Raw genomic sequence first — 17,487 nt, 5'->3', positions numbered from 1 at the left:
TCAGCCGCCGAGCACCACCTGGCGTGAGGCGACGCGCGTCAGCAGCGCGGCGTCGTGGCTGATCGCCAGGATGCCGAGGCCGCGCTCGGAGCAGAGCCGAAGCAGCAGGCGCCAGATTTCGGCTTGCGCGATGGCGTCGAGCGGCGCCGAAATCTCGTCGGCCACCAGGAAGCGCGTGTCCGGGCGAAGGGCGCGCAGGAGCGCGACGCGCTGCAACTGGCCGCCGGAGAGCTCGTGCGGAAAGCGCCGCGCCCAGCCGGGATCGACGCCGAGCCGCTCGGCAAGGTCTGGATCGGGCACGCCGGCCTCGCTCAAGATCCGACCGACGCGCCAGCGCGGGTTCATGTCGAGCACGGGGTGCTGCGCGCCGTACTGGACCGGACGGAAGCCTCGGGATGCCAGCGGCCGGCCGTCGAGATGCACCGCGCCGGCCTGGGGCCGGAGGCGACCGGCGAGAAGGCGGCCGAGGGTCGTCTTGCCGATGCCGGAGTGGCCGGACAGGCCGACCACCTCGCCCGGCGCGACGCGAAGCGAGACGTCCCGCAGGACGGGTTCGCCCGGCCGGTGGGCGAAGGTCAGGCTGATCCCCTCAAGCATTCCGCCCGAAACCGTTCTGCGGCAGAGCCTGCCAGAGTTCCCGCCCGAACGGGCTGGCGATCGCCTCCCCCGTCCCCGTGAAGCGGTTCGCCGGCTCGATGCCGGCCAGGCGCCCATCGCGCAGGAGCGCGATGCGCCCGGCATGGGGGAGGACGGAGACGAGGTCGTGGGTGATGAGGATGACGGCGCCGCCCCGCCGCGCGACACCCTCCAGCGCTTCGAGAACCACCGCCGCGCTTTCCGGGTCGAGATGGTCGGTCGGCTCGTCGGCGAGCACGAGGTCGGGCTCGCCCGCCAGCGCCGCCAGCGTCAACACGCGGCGCGCCATGCCGCCGGACAGCGCGTGCGGATGGGCGGCGCGCAAGGCGGGGTCGAGGCCGAAGCGCCGGAAGCCCTCCGGCCCCGGATCGGGCGCACCGGCGCGCCGGGCGGCGAGCGCCACCTGGGCGCCCGCGGGCATCAGCGGATCGAGATGGGTCACGGACTGCGGCAGGAGCGCGATGCGCCGCCCGCGCAAAGGTCGCAGCGAGGCGGCGTCGAGCCGGATCCCCTCGAAGCGGATTTCGCCAGACATGATGGCGCCCGGCGGCAGGAGGCCGAGGACGGCGTGAGCGAGAAGGCTCTTGCCGGCGCCCGACGTGCCGACCAGCGCCAGGATCTCGCCGCGATCGAGGTCGAGCGACAGGTCCCGCAGGACGGCGGGCGTCGCCTCCCGGCCATCTCGCGCGGCAAAGCCGAGCGACATGTTGCGGACCGACAGGAGAGGGCTCACCGCGCGCCTCGCGGGTCGAGCCGGCGCCGCACGGCCGAGCCCAGCGCCTCGAAGCTGAGGGTGAGGACAAGGAGCGCCAGCCCCGGAAACAAGGCGAGCCACCAGCGCCCGGCGCTCAAGGTTCGCATCGCGTCGGACAGGAGCACGCCGATCGCGGGCTTCGAGGGCTCCAGGCCGAAGCCGAGAAAGGTCAGCGCCGCCTCGTGCAGGATGGCGTGCGGAAACAGGAGCACCAGCCCGACGCCGAGCTGCGGCAGGAGATGGGGCAGGACATGGGCGCGGGCGACGAAGAGGCGCGAGCGCCCGAATCCCCGCGACGCCGCGACATAGTCGCTGGCCAGCACGCCGAGGAGCTCGGCGCGCAGGATGCGGGCAAGACGCGGCCAATGCGTCAGGGCGACGGCGGCCGCCACCGCCTCCGCCCCGCCGTCGAGCGCGAAGGCGATCAGGATCAGGGCGACGAGATGCGGCAGGCTGAGCGCGGCGTCGATCAGAAACGAGACGGCGGCGTCCGCCGCGCGCGACAGGGTGGAGAGGAGCGCCAGGGCCAGCGCGATGGCGGCGGAGACGGTGGCTGCCAGGAGCCCGATCCGCAGGCTGACCGACAGGCCCTGGAGCGTTCGGGCCAGCATGTCCCGGCCGAGCGCGTCGGTGCCGAACGGGTGGGCTGCCGTCGGCGGCAGGAGCCGAGCGGTCAGGTCGGGCGTCAGGCCGTGGCTGCCGAGAAGGGCAGGCGCGAGGGCCGCGAGCGCGATCGGCAGGAGCGCCAGCGCGGCGAGCGGGAGGCGCCGCCCTCCCGAGGCGCGGACCGGCACCGCCGGGGTGTCGAGCGGCACGGCGCTCATGCCGGCCCCTCGCCCGCCCGCAACCGCGGGTCGACATGGGGATAAAGGCGGTCGGCCGCCCAGTTGCCGCCGGCGACGAGGGCGGCGGCGAGGAGCGTCAGCGCGAGAAGGAGCGGCACGTCACCCCCGACGCCGGCCTCCACGGTCGCGCGGCCGAGGCCGGGATAGGCGAAGACCTCTTCGGCCAGGATCGTGCCCCCCAGGATCTCGCCGATGGAGGCGCAGAGGATCGTGAGGGCGGGCGTGAGCGCCGCGCGCGCGCCGTGGCGCCAGGCGACGTCCCGGCGGCTCGCCCCTTGCGCGAAGGCGAAGAGCGCGTGGTCGGAGCGCATGACCTCGGCGACCTTGGCGCGGGTGTGGAGCGTCACCTGCGCGGTGCCGAAAAGCGTGAGCACCGTGAGCGGCAGGGCGAGATGGGCAAGCGTCTGCCCGAGCGTGACCGCGTCCGGCGTCACGCCGATCGGGCCGGAGCAGCAGAGCGGCGCCCAGCCGAGCCCGACGGAAAACACGGCGAGGGCAACGATCGCCAGCCAGAAGGTCGGCGTCGCCGCCAAGACATAAGCGTAGAGCCGCACCGCGCGGTCGAGCCGGCCCCCTTCCCGCGCCCCGGCCATGAGGCCGAGCGCGAAGCCGAGGAGGCCGGACAGGACCAGGGCGGGGAGCGCGAGGCGCAAGGTCGCCCCGCCCCGCTCGGCGATGACCGCGGCGACGGGCGCGTTGTGGCTGGTGCTCCAGCCGAGGTCGCCCGAAAGGACATGGCCGAGCCAGCGCCAGAACTGGACCGCGGCCGGCTGGTCGAGCCCCCAGGCCGCTTCCAGCGCCGCGCGCTGCTCCGGCAGGAGGCGCGCGATGCCGGGGCCGAGATAGGCCGCGACGGGATCGACCGGCGACAGGCGCAGGAGGGTGAAGGCGGCGAGCGCGACGGCAAGAAGCAGCGCGACGAGGCGCAGGAGGCCAAGGGCGGGTCGGACGATCGTCAATCGCAGGTCCATGTCCAGGAGGCGATGGAGGCGGTGATCGGCCAGCCGTGGCCGTGCGGCTCGATCTGCGGGCGGCCGACGTCGAGGCAGCGGTTCACGAAATAGACGTGGTCGAGGTTGACGAGCCAGGCCCAGGCGGCGTCGCCCTTGAGGCCGTATCCCGTCCGCCCGTCGAAGGCGGCCTGCGACCAAAGGGGATAGGAGGCCTCGAGGCTCGGTGCCCCTTGCGCCTGCGCGAACAGGGCGTCCACCGTGGAGTTCGCGTAGTAGGTAGGGTTCTGGTACTCCACCCCGCCGAGCTCCGACTGGTAGAGGCTGTAGAGCTGGTAGGGCGAATGGCTGCCGAAGCCGAAGATCACCGGCTCAGCGTGCATCACGCGCCCGATGGCGTCCCAGGACGATCCCTTCGGCACCGCCTCGATCCCGAGCGGCTGGAGGAGCGCGGCGACGGTTTCAGCCAGCGCCTGGCGCGTCGCGTCGGAGGCGGGGTAGTGGATCGGGAAGGCCGCGCGCACGCCCCCCTTCGCCCGCACGCCGTCCGCGCCGGGCACCCAGCCGGCGGCGTCGAGAAGTCCGCTCGCCGCGTCGAGGTCGTAGGACACCCTGTCGTCCGCGCCCGCCCAGGGCAGGCCGTCCACCGGGCCGTAGGCCGGCGTGCCGTGGCCGTGGAGCGCGACCTCGACCACCGCCTGCCGGTCGAGCCCCCGATTGATCGCGTGGCGGATGGCGGGGTCGGAGGTCACCGCGCTGCCGATGCGGCCGCCACCCGGCGCGGTGCGCCCCTCGTCCGGCTGGAAAGGCAGGCTGAGGCCGCGATTGTCCACGGTCTTCACCGGCAGGGCGGCGAAGCCCTCCGGCACGGCGTCGGCCAAGGGTGCCGGCACCGACACGAGGTCCACCGCGCCCGCCCGCGCGGCGGCAAGCCCCGCGTCGTCGCCCGTGAACAGGAAGGTGACGCGCTCGAAGGCGGGCTTCGGCCCGTAATAGCCCAGGTTGCGCTCGACGATGAGCTGCTCGCCCTCGCGCCAGGACAGGAGGCGGTAGGGGCCGGAGCCGACCGGCCGGCGGGCGTAGTCCGGCCCGTAGGATGCGGCGGGCACGATGCCGAGGGTGAAGAAGGTCTCGGTGAAGGTGATCCAGGGCTTCGTCAGGCGGATGCGAACGGTGGTGTCGTCAATCGCCTCGGCGCCCGCCAGGACCGACAGGTCCAGCGCGCCGGCCGTCTCGCGGCCCCGGAGATAGGTGAAGGCGACGTCGCGCGCCGTCAGCTTCGTCCCGTCGGAGAAGACGGCGTCGGGGCGGATCGTGACGGTCCAGGTCAGCCGGTCGTCCGAGAGGGACCAGGCGGTGGCGAGGTCCCCTTGCGTCTCGAGGTCCGGCCCGCGCTTGAGCAGCGTCGACTGGAACAGCGGGTGGCCGTAGCCCCCCCAGCCGAAGAGCGGGTCGAAGCCGGTTTCCGGCTCGCCGCCGATGGCCAGCACGAGGTCGGTCTTGGGCGCGGCGAGCGCGGGCGCCAGAAGGCACAGAAGCGCGACGCCTGCTCTCAGGACGTGTCCCATCATGCCTTACCCTCGTGGTCCGTTCCCCGAATCGGCGCGATCCTATGGGACGAGGAGTATGACGTCTATTCGGATTCGTCATACCCTGTCGCTTCCGTCATGGCTTGGTCTAGAAGGGGCGGACTTCAGGAACGGAGGGAGCCCTTCCATGCAGCGCGTGACGGTGACGCTCGACGACGAGCTGATGACGGAGATCGACGCGATCATGGCCGCACGCGGCTATGCCAACCGGTCGGAGGCGATCCGCGATCTCGCCCGTGCGGGCCTCGCGCGCTCGCGCGCCGAGACGGGCGAGGGCCGGTGCGTGGCGGCGCTGGTCTATGTCTACGACCACGCCGCGCGCGACCTGTCGCGCCGGCTGACCCATGCCCATCACGACCACCACGACCTTTCGGTCTCCAGCCTCCACGTCCATCTCGACCAGGGGACCTGCATGGAAGTGTCGGTGCTGAAGGGCGCGATCGGGGAGGTCCGCCATTTCGCGGATGGCGTCATCGCCGAGCGCTCGGTGCGGCACGGCGAGCTGGTGCTGATCCCCGACGGGGCGGTCGCGGACAAGCCGCACGGGCACGGGCACGACTGACGCACGCGCGCCTCAGGCGGCGCTGCGCATGTCCAATTCCGGCCGCTCGATCGCCGGCTCGGCCGGCATCAGGAACACCGCGCGCGCTGCCGCGCGTTCGGCGGCCTCAGGGTCGCCGACCAGCGCTCTCAAGCGTCTTGCCTCCTCGCGGAACAGCTCGATCTCGGCGGCGGAGGGCCGAAGCACGAGGTCGAAGCGGCGGGTCAGCTCGTCGCGCAGCCAAAGGATGTCTTCGTCGCGGTCCATGGGCGGGCATGTGGCGCCGCGAGGCGGTTTGTCGAGCTGCGAAGGACGGGCAAATGCGCGGAGACAGCCACATTTCGGCCCATCGGATCGGGTGAGAACCCGGCCTTTCGCGCGGCGGGCGGCCTGGGGAACGCTTCGCATGCGAAAAGCAGGCTTCATCGAGGGGACGGCGCGCGGAGCCGCCGACGACACGACCATGATGCGATCGATCCGCGGGCGCCTCGCCTGCCTGGCTCTCCTCCTGTTCTGCGCCATGGCCGGCGCCGTGCCGGCGGGGGCGCAGGACGGCGGCGCGGCGGCGCCCGCGATCGCGGCGGTGGACGCGCATGCGGCCGAGCTTGCCGCCATCCGGCAAGCCGCCGACGGGAACCCGAGCGTCGAGGCCAAGGCGGATCTGCGCGACCGCGCCATGACGGTCGGGGCCGCGGCCAACGAGGCAGTGGGCCAGCTCGAGCCGCAGCTCGCCGCCATCGACGCCCGCATCGCCGAACTCGGCGAGCCGAGCGACACGGAGGCGCCCGACGTCAAGGCGCAGCGCGACGCGCTGGGCGCGCAGCGCGGCGACATCGATTCGGCGATCAAGCGCGGCCGGCTGGTGGCCGCCGACGCCAAGGAAACGATCGACCGGATGATCCGCGAGATCAACGAGGCCTTCAGCCGCGACACGTTCAAGCAGGTCGCCTCGCCCCTGTCGCCGCTGCTCTGGACCCAGGTCGCGGACCGCCTGCCCGACGATCTGGCACGGCTCGGCGATTTCGCGCGCGACTGGCGCAACCAGATCCCGCAGTCCGGCCCGGCCGCGCGGGTCGGCGCGGTGGCCGGCTCGCTGGCGCTCGCCCTTCTCCTCGCGCTGCCCTTGCGCCGGCGCCTGCGGGAGACCGGCCGGCGCATCGCCTCCGAACAGGTGCCGAGCACGCGCGCGCGCCGCTCGGCGCTGGCGCTCTGGTTCGTGGTGGTGGGCACGCTCACCGCCGCGCTCGGCGTCACGATCTTCTTCTACGGTCTCGGCTGGGCCGGGGTGCTCACGCGCACCGTGCGCCCGCTCGCCGTCTCGCTGGCCGAAACCGCCGCGCTCGGCGCCTTCGTCTTGTCGCTCGGTGCGGGGCTGCTCCTCGTCGGCCAGCCGTCCTGGCGACTTCTCCCGCTGGACGAGGCAGCCGTGCAGCGGCTGCGGCCCTTCCCGACGCTCGCCGCCGTCCTCACCTTTCTCGGGGTGCTCCTGGTCGAGGGCGGCCGGGCGGTGGGCGTCAGCCAGCCCGCCGCCATCGTTGTCAACTACGTCGTCGCCCTGATCTATGGCGGGCTGATCGTCGCCGTCCTCGTCACGCTCGGCCGCATCCGGCGCGCCCATCCCGACGCCGCCAGCCGCCAGCCCAGCACGCGCACGACGCTCGTGACCATCGCGACGCTCCTCGCCTGGGGGTGCGTCGCCGCCAGCCTCGTCGCCGCGCTCCAGGGCTACGTCAACCTCGCGCTGTTCCTGACCCGGCAGGTGATCTGGACCGCCGTGGTCTCGGCGGCGACCTATCTCCTCCTCGTGGTGGTGGACGATCTCTGCACCACCTTCCTGTCGGGCGAGAGCCGGCTCGGGCGCTCGCTCCATGTCGGCCTCGGCCTTCGCCGGGCGCAGGTCGGCCAGCTCGGCGTGCTTTTGTCGGCGCTCCTGCGCATCGCGATCCTGGTCTGGGCGGCGCTTCTGCTCTCGGGGCCGCTCGGGCCGGGCGCGAGCTCGCTGTTCTACCAGATCGGCTCCTCGGCCGAGATCCAGATCGGCGGCTTCACCATCGTGCCGGGCGCGATCCTCAAGGCGGCCGTGGTGCTGGCGGTCGGCATCGGGCTGATGCGCGTCGTGCGCTCCTGGCTGGAGGAGCGCTACCTGCCGGCGACCGACCTCGATCCCGGCGCGCGCAACTCGGTCTCCACCATCGTCAGCTATGCCGGCATCCTGCTCGCCGGCTTCTGGGCGATCACCACGCTCGGCATCGGCGTCGAGCGCATCGCACTGGTCGTCTCGGCCCTGTCGGTCGGCATCGGCTTCGGCCTCCAGGCGATCACCCAGAACTTCGTCTCGGGCCTGATCCTCCTCGCCGAGCGCCCGGTGAAGATCGGCGACACGGTGCGCATCGGCACCGACGAGGGCGACGTGAGGCGCATCAGCGTGCGCTCCACCGAGATCCAGATCGCCGACCGCTCGACCCTGATCGTGCCCAATTCCGAGCTGGTGACGAAGTCGATCCGCAACATGACGCTGGCCGACCCGCTGGGCCGCATCCAGATCGTCTTCTCGGTGCCGATCGACGCCGACGTCGCGGCGGTGCGCTCGGCGATCCTCGAAACCTTCGCCGCTCACGAGGCGGTGCTGCCCGAGCCCGCCCCGTCCGTCTTCATCGACGGCATCGACGACGGCAAGGTGACGTTCAAGTCCTTCGCCTTCGTGGGCGGCCCGCGCCAGGTCTACGGCACGCGCAGCCATGTCCTGTTCACGCTGCTCGAGCGGCTGCGCTCGGAGGACATCCGCCTCACCGCGCCGCCCGCGTGAGCACGGGGCGCGTCTAGGCGGAGGACCGGGCGTCCTCCAGCGGCACGTCGATCGTCCAGCACACGCCGTCCGGCCGCCATTCGGCCCTGGCCTTCGCGGTCAGGGCATCGGGCAGGATGCGCGTCAGGAAGTCGGTGCCGAAGCCCGACCGGCGTGGCGCGCCGGCCGGCGCGGCGCCTGTCTCGCACCAACGGATCACCAGCCGTTCGCCCCGTTCCACCGACCAGGCAAGGGCGATGCGCCCGGTGCCCGAGCGCAGCGATCCGAACTTCACGGCGTTGGTGGCCAGTTCGTGCAGGGCCAACGCGACGAGCTCGGCCTGCCGGCCGCCGAGCCGAACGTCCGGCCCGTCCAGCCTCAGGTGCCGCTCGCCATGCCCGGCAAAGGCGCGCAGCTCGTCCATTGCGATGTCGAAGAGCGGCAGGCCGGCGCCCGGCCGCCGCAGAAGCGCCGACCGGATCCGAGCCAGGGCGGTGAGGCGTCCATCGAGATGGATCGCGAGTTCCGCGACGTCGCTCGCGGTTTCGGCCGACAGGCTGAGAATGGTGCGCACCGTGGACAGGACGTCCCGCACCTCCTCGCGGCACAGGAACGTCTCGCCCCCGGCCTGCGACTGCGCGAAGGCGTCGGTGATGCTGCCGATCCACTCGCGCACCGCGCCGTCCGGATCGATCACCGCCTCGGCAAAGAAGAGGCTCGGCACGAAGCGGTTCTGCGGGGCGCTCCAGAGGCGGGCGCGGGCGGCCAGCGCCTGCGCGCCGGCATCGGGCGCGGCAAGGCCGCTGCGCAGGGCGTCGCGATCGCTGCCGTGCACCACGCGCATCCAGCCCGAGCCGAGGCAGGATTCGAGGTCGAGCCCGGTGCGATGGAGAAACGACGGCCCGACGGAGACCCAGCCGCCGTCGGCGCCCGCCCGGAACATGTGCCGGTGGCCGGCGGCCATCGCCTCCGGAGGTTCGATCTGGATGCCCGCGTCGCTCAAGCGGTGGTCTCCCGGTCCGGCTCCGTGGCGCCGCCGGGCTCCTCGGTTCCGGGACGACGCAGATGCAGATAGCTCGGCTCGAAATTGGCAAGGCGCATCAGCGCGTTCAAGTCGTCGACCTGGAGCGTGCGGCCCTTGAGGACGATCAGCCCCTCGGCGCGCAGGTCCTGCAGCATCCGGTTGGTGTGGACGATGGAAATGCCGAGCGCGTCCGACAGGTCCGCCTGGGTGATGGGAAAGGGGCAGGCGCCGGTCTCGTCCACGAGGCCGATGGAGCGCATGCGCACGAAGGTCTCGCACAGGAGATGGGCGACGCGCTCCGCCCCCGTGCGCTGGCCGAGATTGGTGAGCCATTCGCGCGTCGTCGCCTCGCCCACCAGCTCGTTCCACCAGAAGGCTCGGCGCAGGCGCGGCAGGCGCGTCATCAGCGCCTCGATCTCATCCGGGCCGATCTGGGCGATGCGCAAGGGGGAAATGGCGCCGATCGAATGATCCATGACGCCGAGGACGTCGTTGTGCAGGTCGCAGAGATCGCCGGGAATGAAGAAGGACAGGATCTGCCGGCGGCCGTCCGGCAGGATCTTGTAGCGGCAGGCGAAGCCTTCCAGCACGAGATTGACGAAACCGGGACGCTCGCCCTGCGCGATCACGTCGTCGCGGCTGTTGAGCACGCGCTGCCGCCGGGTGCCGAGGTCGTGGAGGGCCGATCGCTCCTCCTCCGAAAGGGGCGCGTAGTTCTGCAGTTTGCGGATGAGATGCACGACCAAGAACCATTCCTCCGGGGCCGGCTCTTCCGAATGGATCAGGGCGGATTCGTCCATTAACTAGGTTAAGTTCGACCGTGCCCTATCGAAAGACGACTGGCCGTCTAAAGGCCGCGCTCCATCCTCCCTTCCAAACGGAGGCATGATGACCGATTCCCCATCCCTGTTCGTCGGCGCGGCCGAACCCGAAGCGCGCGACCGCGAGCCCCGGCACGGAACCCGGCTCTTCGCGGTCCTTGCGGAAAACTGGGAGGAGGCCGAGCGGCTGATCCGCGAGCGGATCGGCCGGCCGGACGCCGTCGTTGCCCCGCGCGAGGACACCCCCTCGCGCCTCTACGCTCAGCGCCTGCCGCTGCGACCGCACGCCGCCGTCGAGTTCAGCCTGGAGCGGCGCGGCTGAGGGCGCCCGTCAGCGCAGGAAGCCAATCACCAGCGGCACGAGAAGCGCGGTCAGGAGGCCGTTCAGCGCCATGGCGAGGCCCGCGAAGGTGCCGGCCACGCCATCCACCTGGAAGGCGCGGGCCGTGCCGATGCCATGCGAGGCGAGACCGGCGGCAAAGCCCCGCGCGGCATAGTCCCGAACGCGGAGCGCGTTCATCAGCGGCGTGACGAGGATCGCGCCGATGATGCCCGTGGAGATCACGAAGACGGCCGTCAGCGCGGGATCGCCACCGATCTCGCCAGCGATGCCCATGGCGATGCCGGCCGTGACGGACTTGGGCGCCAGCGCCAGGAGCAGCGGCTCCGGCACGCCGAAGAGAAGCCCCAGCCCGACCGCCGACACGACGGCCGTGAGCGCCCCGGCCGGCAGCGCGAGGAGGACGGGCGCCAGCATGGAGCCGACCAGCGCCCGGTTGCGCCAGAGCGGCACGGCGAGCGCGACGGTCGCCGGTCCCAGCATGAAATGGGCGAACTGCGCGCCGGAGAAGAAGGTCTCGTAGGGCGTGTCCGTCGCCCGGAGAAGCGCGACCAGAACGGCGATGGACAGGAGGATCGGGTTGACCAGCGGATGGTTGCCGCTCGCTTGGGCGACGCGCCGGCCGAGGAGAAACACGCCGATCGTCAGGGTCAGCCAGAGAAGCGGGCTGGCCGACAGATAGACCCAGAGTTCGAAGAAGGAGGCGCCGCCGCTCATGCCGCGTCCCTCCCCGAGCGCCGGCGCACCAGACGGAAGGTGCCGACGGTGACGAGAAGGGTGAGGACGGTGGACAGGACCAGCGCCGCCAGGAGGCCCGGCCCGTTGGCGAGGAGAAGGTCGGGCGAGCGCGCGACGCCGACGCCCGCCGGCACGAACAGGAGCCCGAGATGGGCGAGCAGCCCGTCCGCCGCCTGGCCGACGGGAGCCTTCGGATCGGCCATGCCGTTCCGGCGCCGACGCTCGGACAGGCCGAGCAGCGCCAGGAGGAACAGGATGCCGAGAACCGGGCCGGGCACGGGCAGGCCGAGAAGCCGGACCACGGTCTCGCCCGCGAGCTGGCAGGCGAGGAGGACGAAGAGGCCGAACAGCAAGGGGCACCTCGAAGGCTGACGCGGGAGGCGCCATCCTAGAGGCCCTTGGCGGCCGTTTGAAAAGGCGGCCGGCGACGACGGTGTGGTCAGCCAAGGCCAAGCCCGGAGGCCTAGACCTTCGTCGTCCGCCCATCATCCGAGGATCGGCCCATGGTCAGCTTCCGTTCCGGCGCCTCGCGCTCCGTGTCTCTTTCGGCTCCGCAGATGGAGGCCGAGGCGCCGCGCCCGGCCGGCCGCGTCGTCACCAACGGCGCGGCGGACCTGACGATCCGCCGCGACTTCGACGCGCTGGCCGCGCGCATCCGCGTCCTGCAGGCGCGGATCCAGCGCGAGGCCGCGAGCCTTCACGCGCGCTGAGCTTCAGCCGAGCGCCCGGGCGAGCACACGTCCGAGACGGCCGGCGAAGGCGCGCGGATCCGCCGGCGCCTCGCCGTCGGCGACGCGCGCCTCGTCCAGAAGGAGCCGCGCGGCGTCCTCGCGCAGGGAGGCTTCGCCGGCATCGAGCCTGGCCAACCGCGCGACGAGGTCGTGCCGCGGATTGACCTCCAGGATCGGCTTCGAAGCCGCGCCGCCCAGACGCCCGGCGCTGGCGAGAAGCCGCTCCAGCTGCCGGTCCATGCCCCGGTCGCTCGCCACGAGGCAGACGGCGCTGTCGGTGAGGCGTTCGCTGGCGCGCACGTCCGACACGTCGGCCCCGAGCGTTTCCTTGAGATAGGCGATGAAGGTCTCGACCTCCGGCGCGGTCTCAGCGGCCGGCTCGTCGGTGCCGTCCTTCAAGGGAACCGCGCCGAGATCGGCCAGCCCTTGCGTGACCGAGCGCAGCGGCTTGCCCTCGAACTCCGAGACCATGGACGTCCAGAAGCCGTCGACCTGGTCCGTCAGGAGCAGGACCTCGAGCCCCCGCGCGGCGAAGCCCTCGAGCTGGGGCGAGGCGCGCAGGCGCTCGGCGTCCGCGCCGACGGCGTAGTAGATCGCTGCCTGGGCCTCCTTCATGTCGGCGACGTAGTCCTTGAGGCTTCGAAGGTCCGTGCCGCCCGTCGTGGTGTGGAAGCGGGCGAGGCCGAGAAGGCTCGCGCGCCGGTCGGCGTCCTCGTAGAGCCCCTCCTTCAGGACGGCGCCGAAGTTCTCCCAGACCTCGGCGTATTTCGCCGGCTCGCTTTCGGCGAGCTTGCCGAGCTCCGACAGGATGCGGCTTGTCACGCCCTTGCGGATGGCGGCGAGCACCCGGCTTTCCTGGATCATCTCGCGCGAGACGTTGAGCGGAAGGTCGGCCGAATCCACGAGGCCACGCACGAAACGGAGCCAGCGCGGCGCGATCTCCGTCTCGTCGGTGATGAAGACGCGACGGACATAGAGCTTCATCCGGCCCGCGCGGTCGGGATCGAAGAGATCGAAGGGCTTGGAGCCCGGCACGAAGGCCAGCACCGTGTATTCGTGCAGGCCCTCGGCCCGGTAGTGGAGCGTCAGCGCCGGGTCGTCGAACTGGCCGGCGAGCGTGCGATAGGCGTCGGCATAGTCGGCCTCGCTCACCTCGGACTTCGGCTTGGTCCAGAGCGCGGCGCCGTCGGTGATGCGCTCCGGCTCAGCGTCCGGCGCGGTCTTCAGCGCGATCGGGACGGGGACATGGCCGGACTGGGCGCGCACGGTGCGCTCCAGCGTGTTGGGGTCGAGATAGGCCCCGGCCTCCTCCTTCAGGTGCAGCGTCACGCGGGTGCCCCGCGCCGGCGCCTCGGCCGGGTCGGCGGCGCCGACCGTATAGGTGCCGAGTCCGTCCGAACTCCAGCGCGCCGCCGCCTCGCCGCCCGCGCGGCGCGAGACGACGTCCACCCGGTCGGCCACCATGAAGGCGGAATAGAAGCCGACGCCGAACTGGCCGATGAGCCGGCTTTCACCGCCCTTGGCCTCCTCGCCCATCCGCTCCATGAAGGCGCGGGTGCCGGAGCGCGCGATCGTGCCGAGCGCCTCCACCATCTCGGTCTCGCTCATGCCGATGCCGTTGTCCTCGACGGCGAGCGTACGCGCCGCCTCGTCGATCGTCAGCGTGATCAGCGGCTCGCCGCCGGTGCCGAGAAGGTCCGGCGCGCGTATCGCCTCGAAGCGCAGCTTCTCGCAGGCGTCGGCGGCGTTGGAGACGAGCTCGCGCAGGAACACGTCCTTGTCCGAATAGACCGAGTGCACCATCAGGTGCAGGAGCCGCGCGACATCCGCCTCGAAACTCTGCACCGTCTCCTGCCCAAGCGTTTCCGCCGTCATTCCGTATCGCCTCCAATGAAAAAGCCGAGCCGCGACATGGCGGCTCGGCTCCGAGGTTTCAAGCGGAAAGGCGCTCTCGTCAGATGTCGAAGTTCTGCGGCAGGAGCACGAGGTCGCGCACCACCGTGTTGCGCGGGCGCGTCAGCATGAAGAGCACGGCCTCGGCCACCTCCACCGGCTCGAACAGGGCCCCGTTCTCGATGGCGCGCTTGAGATTCTCGGCCGGCCAGTCCTGCACGAGCGGGGTCACCACCGGCCCTGGCGCGATGGCGCCGACGCGCACGCGGTGCTTGGCGACCTGCCGCCGCACCGCGTGGACGAAGGCCTGCACCGCGTGCTTGGAGGCGGTGTAGACCGGCTCCCACGGGATCGCCTGGTGGCCGGCGACCGAACTCGTCACGATCACGTCGCCCGTGCCGCGCCCGATCATGTGCGGCAGCACGGCATGGACGCCCCGGAACACGGCGTTGACGTTGAGGTTCAGCATCCGGTCGAAGGCGTCCGCGTTGCCGTCCACGAGGTCGCCGCCGATATAGGAGCCGGCATTGGCGTGGAAGATGTCGAGCTGGCCGGCCGCCTCCAGAATGCGCGGCAGCATGGTCTCAGTGCTCGCCCCGTCGGTGATGTCCACCTTCAGCGCGTGCGCGCCCTCCCCGAGATCGGCCACGGCCTTTTCGAGCCGCCCGTCATGGTTGTCGACGACGAAGACGCGGGCGCCGTTCGCCAGCATGATGCGGGCGCATTCGAGGCCGATACCCGAGGCGCCGCCGGTGACGGCCGCGACCTTGCCCGCGAGTTTTCCGGTCATGTGGTTTCCCCTCCCTTTGGATCGTGATCCGCGCCCTCAGCGCGTGAGATAGCCGCCGTCCACGGGCAGGACGGCGCCTGTGACGTAGCTCGCGGCGGGCGAGCACAGGAACAGGGCGCAGGCCGCGACCTCCTCCGGCCGGCCGTAGCGGCCCATCGGCGTCATGCGGCGCCAGACCGGGTCCCAGTCCGGGTTGTCGAAGCCGCCGCGCGTCATGTCCGTGTCGATATAGCCGGGCGCCACCGCGTTGACCCGGATGCCCTCGGGCGCGAACTCGCTGGCGAGGCTCTTGGTCAGCATATGCACCGCCGCCTTGGACGCGTTGTAGGCGGCCTGGTTCTGCGGAATGTTGGCGATGAAGCCCGAGACCGAGCCGATGTTGAGGATGACGCCCTCGCCGGCCGCGCGCAGGTGCGGCAGCGCGGCGCGCGCGAAGCGGAAGACCTGGGTCACGTTGGTGGAGAGGATCAGCTCCAGCCGCTCGTCGTCGAAGCCTTCGGTGTCGCCATGCGAGGCGACGCCGGCATTGTTGACGAGGACGTCGATCCGGCCGAACCGCTCGATGGCCTGCGCCACCGCGCGCGCCGGCATGTCGGCGTCGCGCACGTCGCCGCGCGCCACGCTGAACTCGATGCCCGCCGCCTCAAGGTCCGCCTCGCCCTCCGGGTTGTCGCGCCGGGCGGTGATCAGGCAGCGCGCGCCAGCCTGCCCGAAGGCTTTCGCGATGGCGAGCCCGATGCCTCGATTGCCGCCGGTGACGAGGGCGACCTTTCCGTCCAGTCGAAATCGATCCGTCATGTCGTGTCCCCCTCAGGCATTGGCGGGCTCGGCATCGGCGGCCAGGAACCGCTGGTGCAGGATGCAGGCGGCGCCGAACGCCGCGCCGAAGCTCGGATCGGCGTTGACGACGATGCCCGGCAGCGGGAAGCCGGCGTCCTGGATCCGCGCCCAATGGGCCGCGACCCGCGCGCCGACCAGCGGATAGAGCGCGGCCAGCGAGCCCCCGAGCACGATCTGGTCGGGATCCACGAGCCGGCAGGCCTGCGCCAGCCCGAAGGCGAGCGAACGAGCCCAGCCTTCGGCGATGGCGACGGCGCCGGGCGCCCGGTCCTTCACCTCGCCGAGGAACGCCTCCAAGGTCGCCTCGCCGTCGGGCAAGCTGGCGCGATAGGCGGAGAGCACCCCCTCCAGGCCGACGAGTTCCTCCAGGCGCAGGAGCGCGCCGTCCGGCTGGGGCAGAAGGAGATGGCCGATCTCGCCGGCCAGCCCGTGGCCGCCGCGAAACAGCGCGCCGTCGACCAGGATGCCGCCGCCGACACCCGATTCCAGCACCAGCGCCAGCGTCACGCCCGGCCGCGCGGCGTCGCGCCCATAGGCGTCGCCGATGGCAAAGGCGTTGGCGTCGTTCTCCGCGACGAGCGGCACCTCGGCCGGCAGGTGCGCGCGCATCATCGCGGCGGGGTGGACGTCCCGCCAGCCGAGGAGGGGGGCGACCCGCACGCGCCCGCCTCGCTCCATCTGCGCGGGGATCGCGATCCCGAACCCCTCGCATCGGGTCCAGCCCTCGGCCGGCAGGACTTCGGTCGCCAGCCGTGCCGCCGCCTCGAAGGCCGCATCGAGCCCGGCGTCCGACGCGGCGAAGGGCTGCAGCCGCCGGGCGATCACCGTGGCGGACAGGTCGATCGCCACGAAGCTGATATGCTCGACGCCGATCTCGACGCCGGCAAACACCACGGCGTCCGGCCGCAGTTCCAGGAGAATGCCCGGGCGCCCGGCCCGGATCCGCCCGCCGCGCGACGGCCCGTCCGTCTTGTCGTCCACCTCGCGCACCAGCCCTTCGGCGATCAGCGCCGTCACGATATGGCCGGATGAGGAGCGGTTGAGCCCGAGGACGCGCGCCAGATCCGCGCGGCTCAACCGCCCGAAGCGGTGGAGTGCACGCAGCGCCGCCATGTCGCTGCCCTGCCGGATCCGGCGGGGGGCGGGCTCGAGGGGAACGGCGTGCGACACGGGCGCCTCGGGTCCTTGAGACGGGCCGTCAGGGACGGGCGACCGTGGCGCGGCGGCGCCTGGCCTCGTCCTGCTTCAGCTCGATGAAGGTCTTGGCGTGGCGGGCGAGCGGCCGGTTGTCGGTCCAGGTGTCGCGCCAGATGGCGCAGGCGAGCGACAGGGCCTCGTCCACCACCGCCGAGGAGAAGGACTCGAACGTGATGTTGCGGCCGTAGTCGATGTCGAGCAGCGCGTCGAAGATCAGCTCGAAGTCGATCACGCCGTCGCCGAGATAGCCGCGGTTGCTCTCGCCGATGTGGAAGTAGCCGAGCTTGTCGCCGGCCAGGCGCAGGGCGGCGGCGGGGTTCGCCTCCTCGATGTTCATGTGGAACGTGTCGAGGTGGAGCCGGACATGGTCGGAGCCGGTCTTCTCGATGAAGTCGAGCCCCTGCGCCGTCGTGTTGAGCACGTTGCTCTCGAAGCGGTTGACCACCTCGAGGACAAGGTCGACGCCGGCGTCCCGCGCGATGTCGGCGGTCCTGGCGATGGCGGCGATCGAATTCTGCCGTCCGCGCTCGGTCGGCATCGCGCCGTATTTCGTGTGGGCGGAATAGAGGATGCCGCCGAGCGTCTTGCCGCCGACGTCGCGCACCGCGCGCACCGCGTCGGCCAGCAGCGCCTCGCCGGCCTTCACCACGCTCCCGTCGGTGCTCGAGACGTCGGCCGACAGCGGCAGGCCCATCGTGACGGCGATCTCGATGTCGAGGTCGCTCGCCTTCCTGCCGAGGCGATCGAGGTCGAACTTCTCGGGCCGCAGATAGGCGAATTCGATCAGCCGGTATCCGCATTCGGCCGAGCTTTCGAGCGCCCGCTCGAGCTCGTCCTGCGAGCCGCCGCCAGTCCAGACGAACGAATGGATCCCCAGCCGCTTCATCGCACACCCCTTATTGTTGAATAATGCAACAAAATCGCCACAACCAAGATTTGTCAAGGATGAGGGTGTGTTGCGGCGCGATAGGTGCCTGCTGCGGTGCAAATTGGTCGGAGTTGCGATCTCGTGG

At 71.7% G+C, this 17,487-nt stretch carries 19 protein-coding genes; 4 read left to right on the top strand and 15 right to left on the bottom strand.

Going from position 1 to position 17,487, the window contains the following annotated elements:
* From O5O54_RS03045 to O5O54_RS03025, 5 genes are read right to left on the bottom strand one after another with little or no spacing between them, the layout of a single operon-like run.
* Nucleotides 1-597: an ABC transporter ATP-binding protein gene (locus O5O54_RS03045; protein ID WP_279478897.1), complete on the bottom strand. Its 597-nt coding sequence runs from the start codon at nucleotides 595-597 to the stop codon at nucleotides 1-3.
* A complete protein-coding gene (locus O5O54_RS03040) occupies nucleotides 590-1,369 on the bottom strand; it encodes an ATP-binding cassette domain-containing protein (RefSeq protein WP_279478896.1) in 780 nt (259 codons plus the stop codon). Before O5O54_RS03040 ends, O5O54_RS03045 begins: the two co-directional genes overlap by 8 nt.
* Complete coding sequence (locus O5O54_RS03035; RefSeq protein ID WP_279478895.1) at nucleotides 1,366-2,214, bottom strand: ABC transporter permease; 849 nt, start codon at nucleotides 2,212-2,214, stop codon at nucleotides 1,366-1,368. The genes O5O54_RS03040 and O5O54_RS03035 overlap by 4 nt, the downstream gene beginning before the upstream one ends.
* Complete coding sequence (locus tag O5O54_RS03030; protein WP_279478894.1) at nucleotides 2,211-3,194, bottom strand: ABC transporter permease; 984 nt, start codon at nucleotides 3,192-3,194, stop codon at nucleotides 2,211-2,213. Before O5O54_RS03030 ends, O5O54_RS03035 begins: the two co-directional genes overlap by 4 nt.
* Complete coding sequence (locus tag O5O54_RS03025; protein ID WP_279478893.1) at nucleotides 3,191-4,756, bottom strand: ABC transporter substrate-binding protein; 1,566 nt, start codon at nucleotides 4,754-4,756, stop codon at nucleotides 3,191-3,193. The genes O5O54_RS03030 and O5O54_RS03025 overlap by 4 nt, the downstream gene beginning before the upstream one ends.
* 145 nt (nucleotides 4,757-4,901) lie before the next feature.
* Between O5O54_RS03025 and nikR the strand changes: the two genes are divergently transcribed.
* On the top strand, nucleotides 4,902-5,336 hold the full coding sequence (gene nikR / locus O5O54_RS03020; protein WP_279478892.1) for a nickel-responsive transcriptional regulator NikR: 435 nt from the start codon (nucleotides 4,902-4,904) through the stop codon (nucleotides 5,334-5,336).
* Nucleotides 5,337-5,348: 12 nt separating this feature from the next.
* Here nikR and O5O54_RS03015 read toward each other — a convergent pair whose 3' ends face one another.
* Nucleotides 5,349-5,582, bottom strand: a complete 234-nt coding sequence (locus O5O54_RS03015; RefSeq protein WP_279478891.1) for a hypothetical protein — start codon at nucleotides 5,580-5,582, stop codon at nucleotides 5,349-5,351.
* A gap of 139 nt (nucleotides 5,583-5,721) precedes the next feature.
* Here O5O54_RS03015 and O5O54_RS03010 point away from each other — a divergent pair, with 139 nt between their 5' ends.
* The gene (locus O5O54_RS03010) at nucleotides 5,722-8,121 is read left to right on the top strand and encodes a DUF3772 domain-containing protein (protein WP_279478890.1); all 2,400 of its coding nucleotides are present in this window, start codon (nucleotides 5,722-5,724) and stop codon (nucleotides 8,119-8,121) included.
* Between the two features lie 13 nt (nucleotides 8,122-8,134).
* On the opposite strand, the gene O5O54_RS03005 is transcribed toward O5O54_RS03010, so the two are convergent.
* A complete protein-coding gene (locus tag O5O54_RS03005; RefSeq protein ID WP_279478889.1) occupies nucleotides 8,135-9,103 on the bottom strand; it encodes an HWE histidine kinase domain-containing protein in 969 nt (322 codons plus the stop codon).
* Nucleotides 9,100-9,864, bottom strand: coding sequence for a Crp/Fnr family transcriptional regulator (locus O5O54_RS03000; RefSeq protein WP_347814868.1), 765 nt, complete (start codon nucleotides 9,862-9,864; stop codon nucleotides 9,100-9,102). The genes O5O54_RS03005 and O5O54_RS03000 overlap by 4 nt, the downstream gene beginning before the upstream one ends.
* A 148-nt stretch (nucleotides 9,865-10,012) precedes the next feature.
* On the opposite strand from O5O54_RS03000, the gene O5O54_RS02995 reads away from it, so the two are divergent.
* The gene (locus tag O5O54_RS02995; RefSeq protein ID WP_279478887.1) at nucleotides 10,013-10,267 is read left to right on the top strand and encodes a hypothetical protein; all 255 of its coding nucleotides are present in this window, start codon (nucleotides 10,013-10,015) and stop codon (nucleotides 10,265-10,267) included.
* A 9-nt stretch (nucleotides 10,268-10,276) separates the two neighbouring features.
* On the opposite strand, the gene O5O54_RS02990 is transcribed toward O5O54_RS02995, so the two are convergent.
* Both O5O54_RS02990 and O5O54_RS02985 read right to left on the bottom strand, forming a co-directional pair.
* Entirely contained in the window at nucleotides 10,277-11,002 is a 726-nt protein-coding gene (locus O5O54_RS02990; RefSeq protein ID WP_279478886.1) for an LrgB family protein, read from the bottom strand.
* Nucleotides 10,999-11,376: a CidA/LrgA family protein gene (locus O5O54_RS02985; protein WP_279478884.1), complete on the bottom strand. Its 378-nt coding sequence runs from the start codon at nucleotides 11,374-11,376 to the stop codon at nucleotides 10,999-11,001. The genes O5O54_RS02990 and O5O54_RS02985 overlap by 4 nt, the downstream gene beginning before the upstream one ends.
* A 150-nt stretch (nucleotides 11,377-11,526) precedes the next feature.
* Here O5O54_RS02985 and O5O54_RS02980 point away from each other — a divergent pair, with 150 nt between their 5' ends.
* Nucleotides 11,527-11,733: a hypothetical protein gene (locus tag O5O54_RS02980; RefSeq protein WP_279478883.1), complete on the top strand. Its 207-nt coding sequence runs from the start codon at nucleotides 11,527-11,529 to the stop codon at nucleotides 11,731-11,733.
* Between the two features lie 3 nt (nucleotides 11,734-11,736).
* Here O5O54_RS02980 and htpG read toward each other — a convergent pair whose 3' ends face one another.
* The 5 genes from htpG to O5O54_RS02955 form a co-directional block, all read right to left on the bottom strand.
* A complete protein-coding gene (gene htpG, locus O5O54_RS02975) occupies nucleotides 11,737-13,629 on the bottom strand; it encodes a molecular chaperone HtpG (RefSeq protein ID WP_279478882.1) in 1,893 nt (630 codons plus the stop codon).
* Between the two features lie 79 nt (nucleotides 13,630-13,708).
* On the bottom strand, nucleotides 13,709-14,437 hold the full coding sequence (locus O5O54_RS02970; protein ID WP_279478881.1) for an SDR family oxidoreductase: 729 nt from the start codon (nucleotides 14,435-14,437) through the stop codon (nucleotides 13,709-13,711).
* Between the two features lie 36 nt (nucleotides 14,438-14,473).
* Nucleotides 14,474-15,235 (bottom strand): 3-oxoacyl-ACP reductase FabG, encoded by a 762-nt coding sequence (locus O5O54_RS02965; protein ID WP_279478880.1) that lies wholly within the window; start codon nucleotides 15,233-15,235, stop codon nucleotides 14,474-14,476.
* A 12-nt stretch (nucleotides 15,236-15,247) separates the two neighbouring features.
* Nucleotides 15,248-16,447: an ROK family transcriptional regulator gene (locus O5O54_RS02960; RefSeq protein ID WP_407061653.1), complete on the bottom strand. Its 1,200-nt coding sequence runs from the start codon at nucleotides 16,445-16,447 to the stop codon at nucleotides 15,248-15,250.
* Between the two features lie 28 nt (nucleotides 16,448-16,475).
* On the bottom strand, nucleotides 16,476-17,360 hold the full coding sequence (locus O5O54_RS02955; protein ID WP_279478879.1) for a sugar phosphate isomerase/epimerase: 885 nt from the start codon (nucleotides 17,358-17,360) through the stop codon (nucleotides 16,476-16,478).
* Nucleotides 17,361-17,487 lie beyond the last annotated feature (127 nt).

Source organism: Aureimonas sp. SK2 (assembly GCF_029813115.1).
Lineage (GTDB): Bacteria > Pseudomonadota > Alphaproteobacteria > Rhizobiales > Rhizobiaceae > Aureimonas.
The sequence above is the reverse complement of the archived record's forward strand: the minus strand, read 5'-3'. Positions and strand labels throughout refer to the sequence as shown.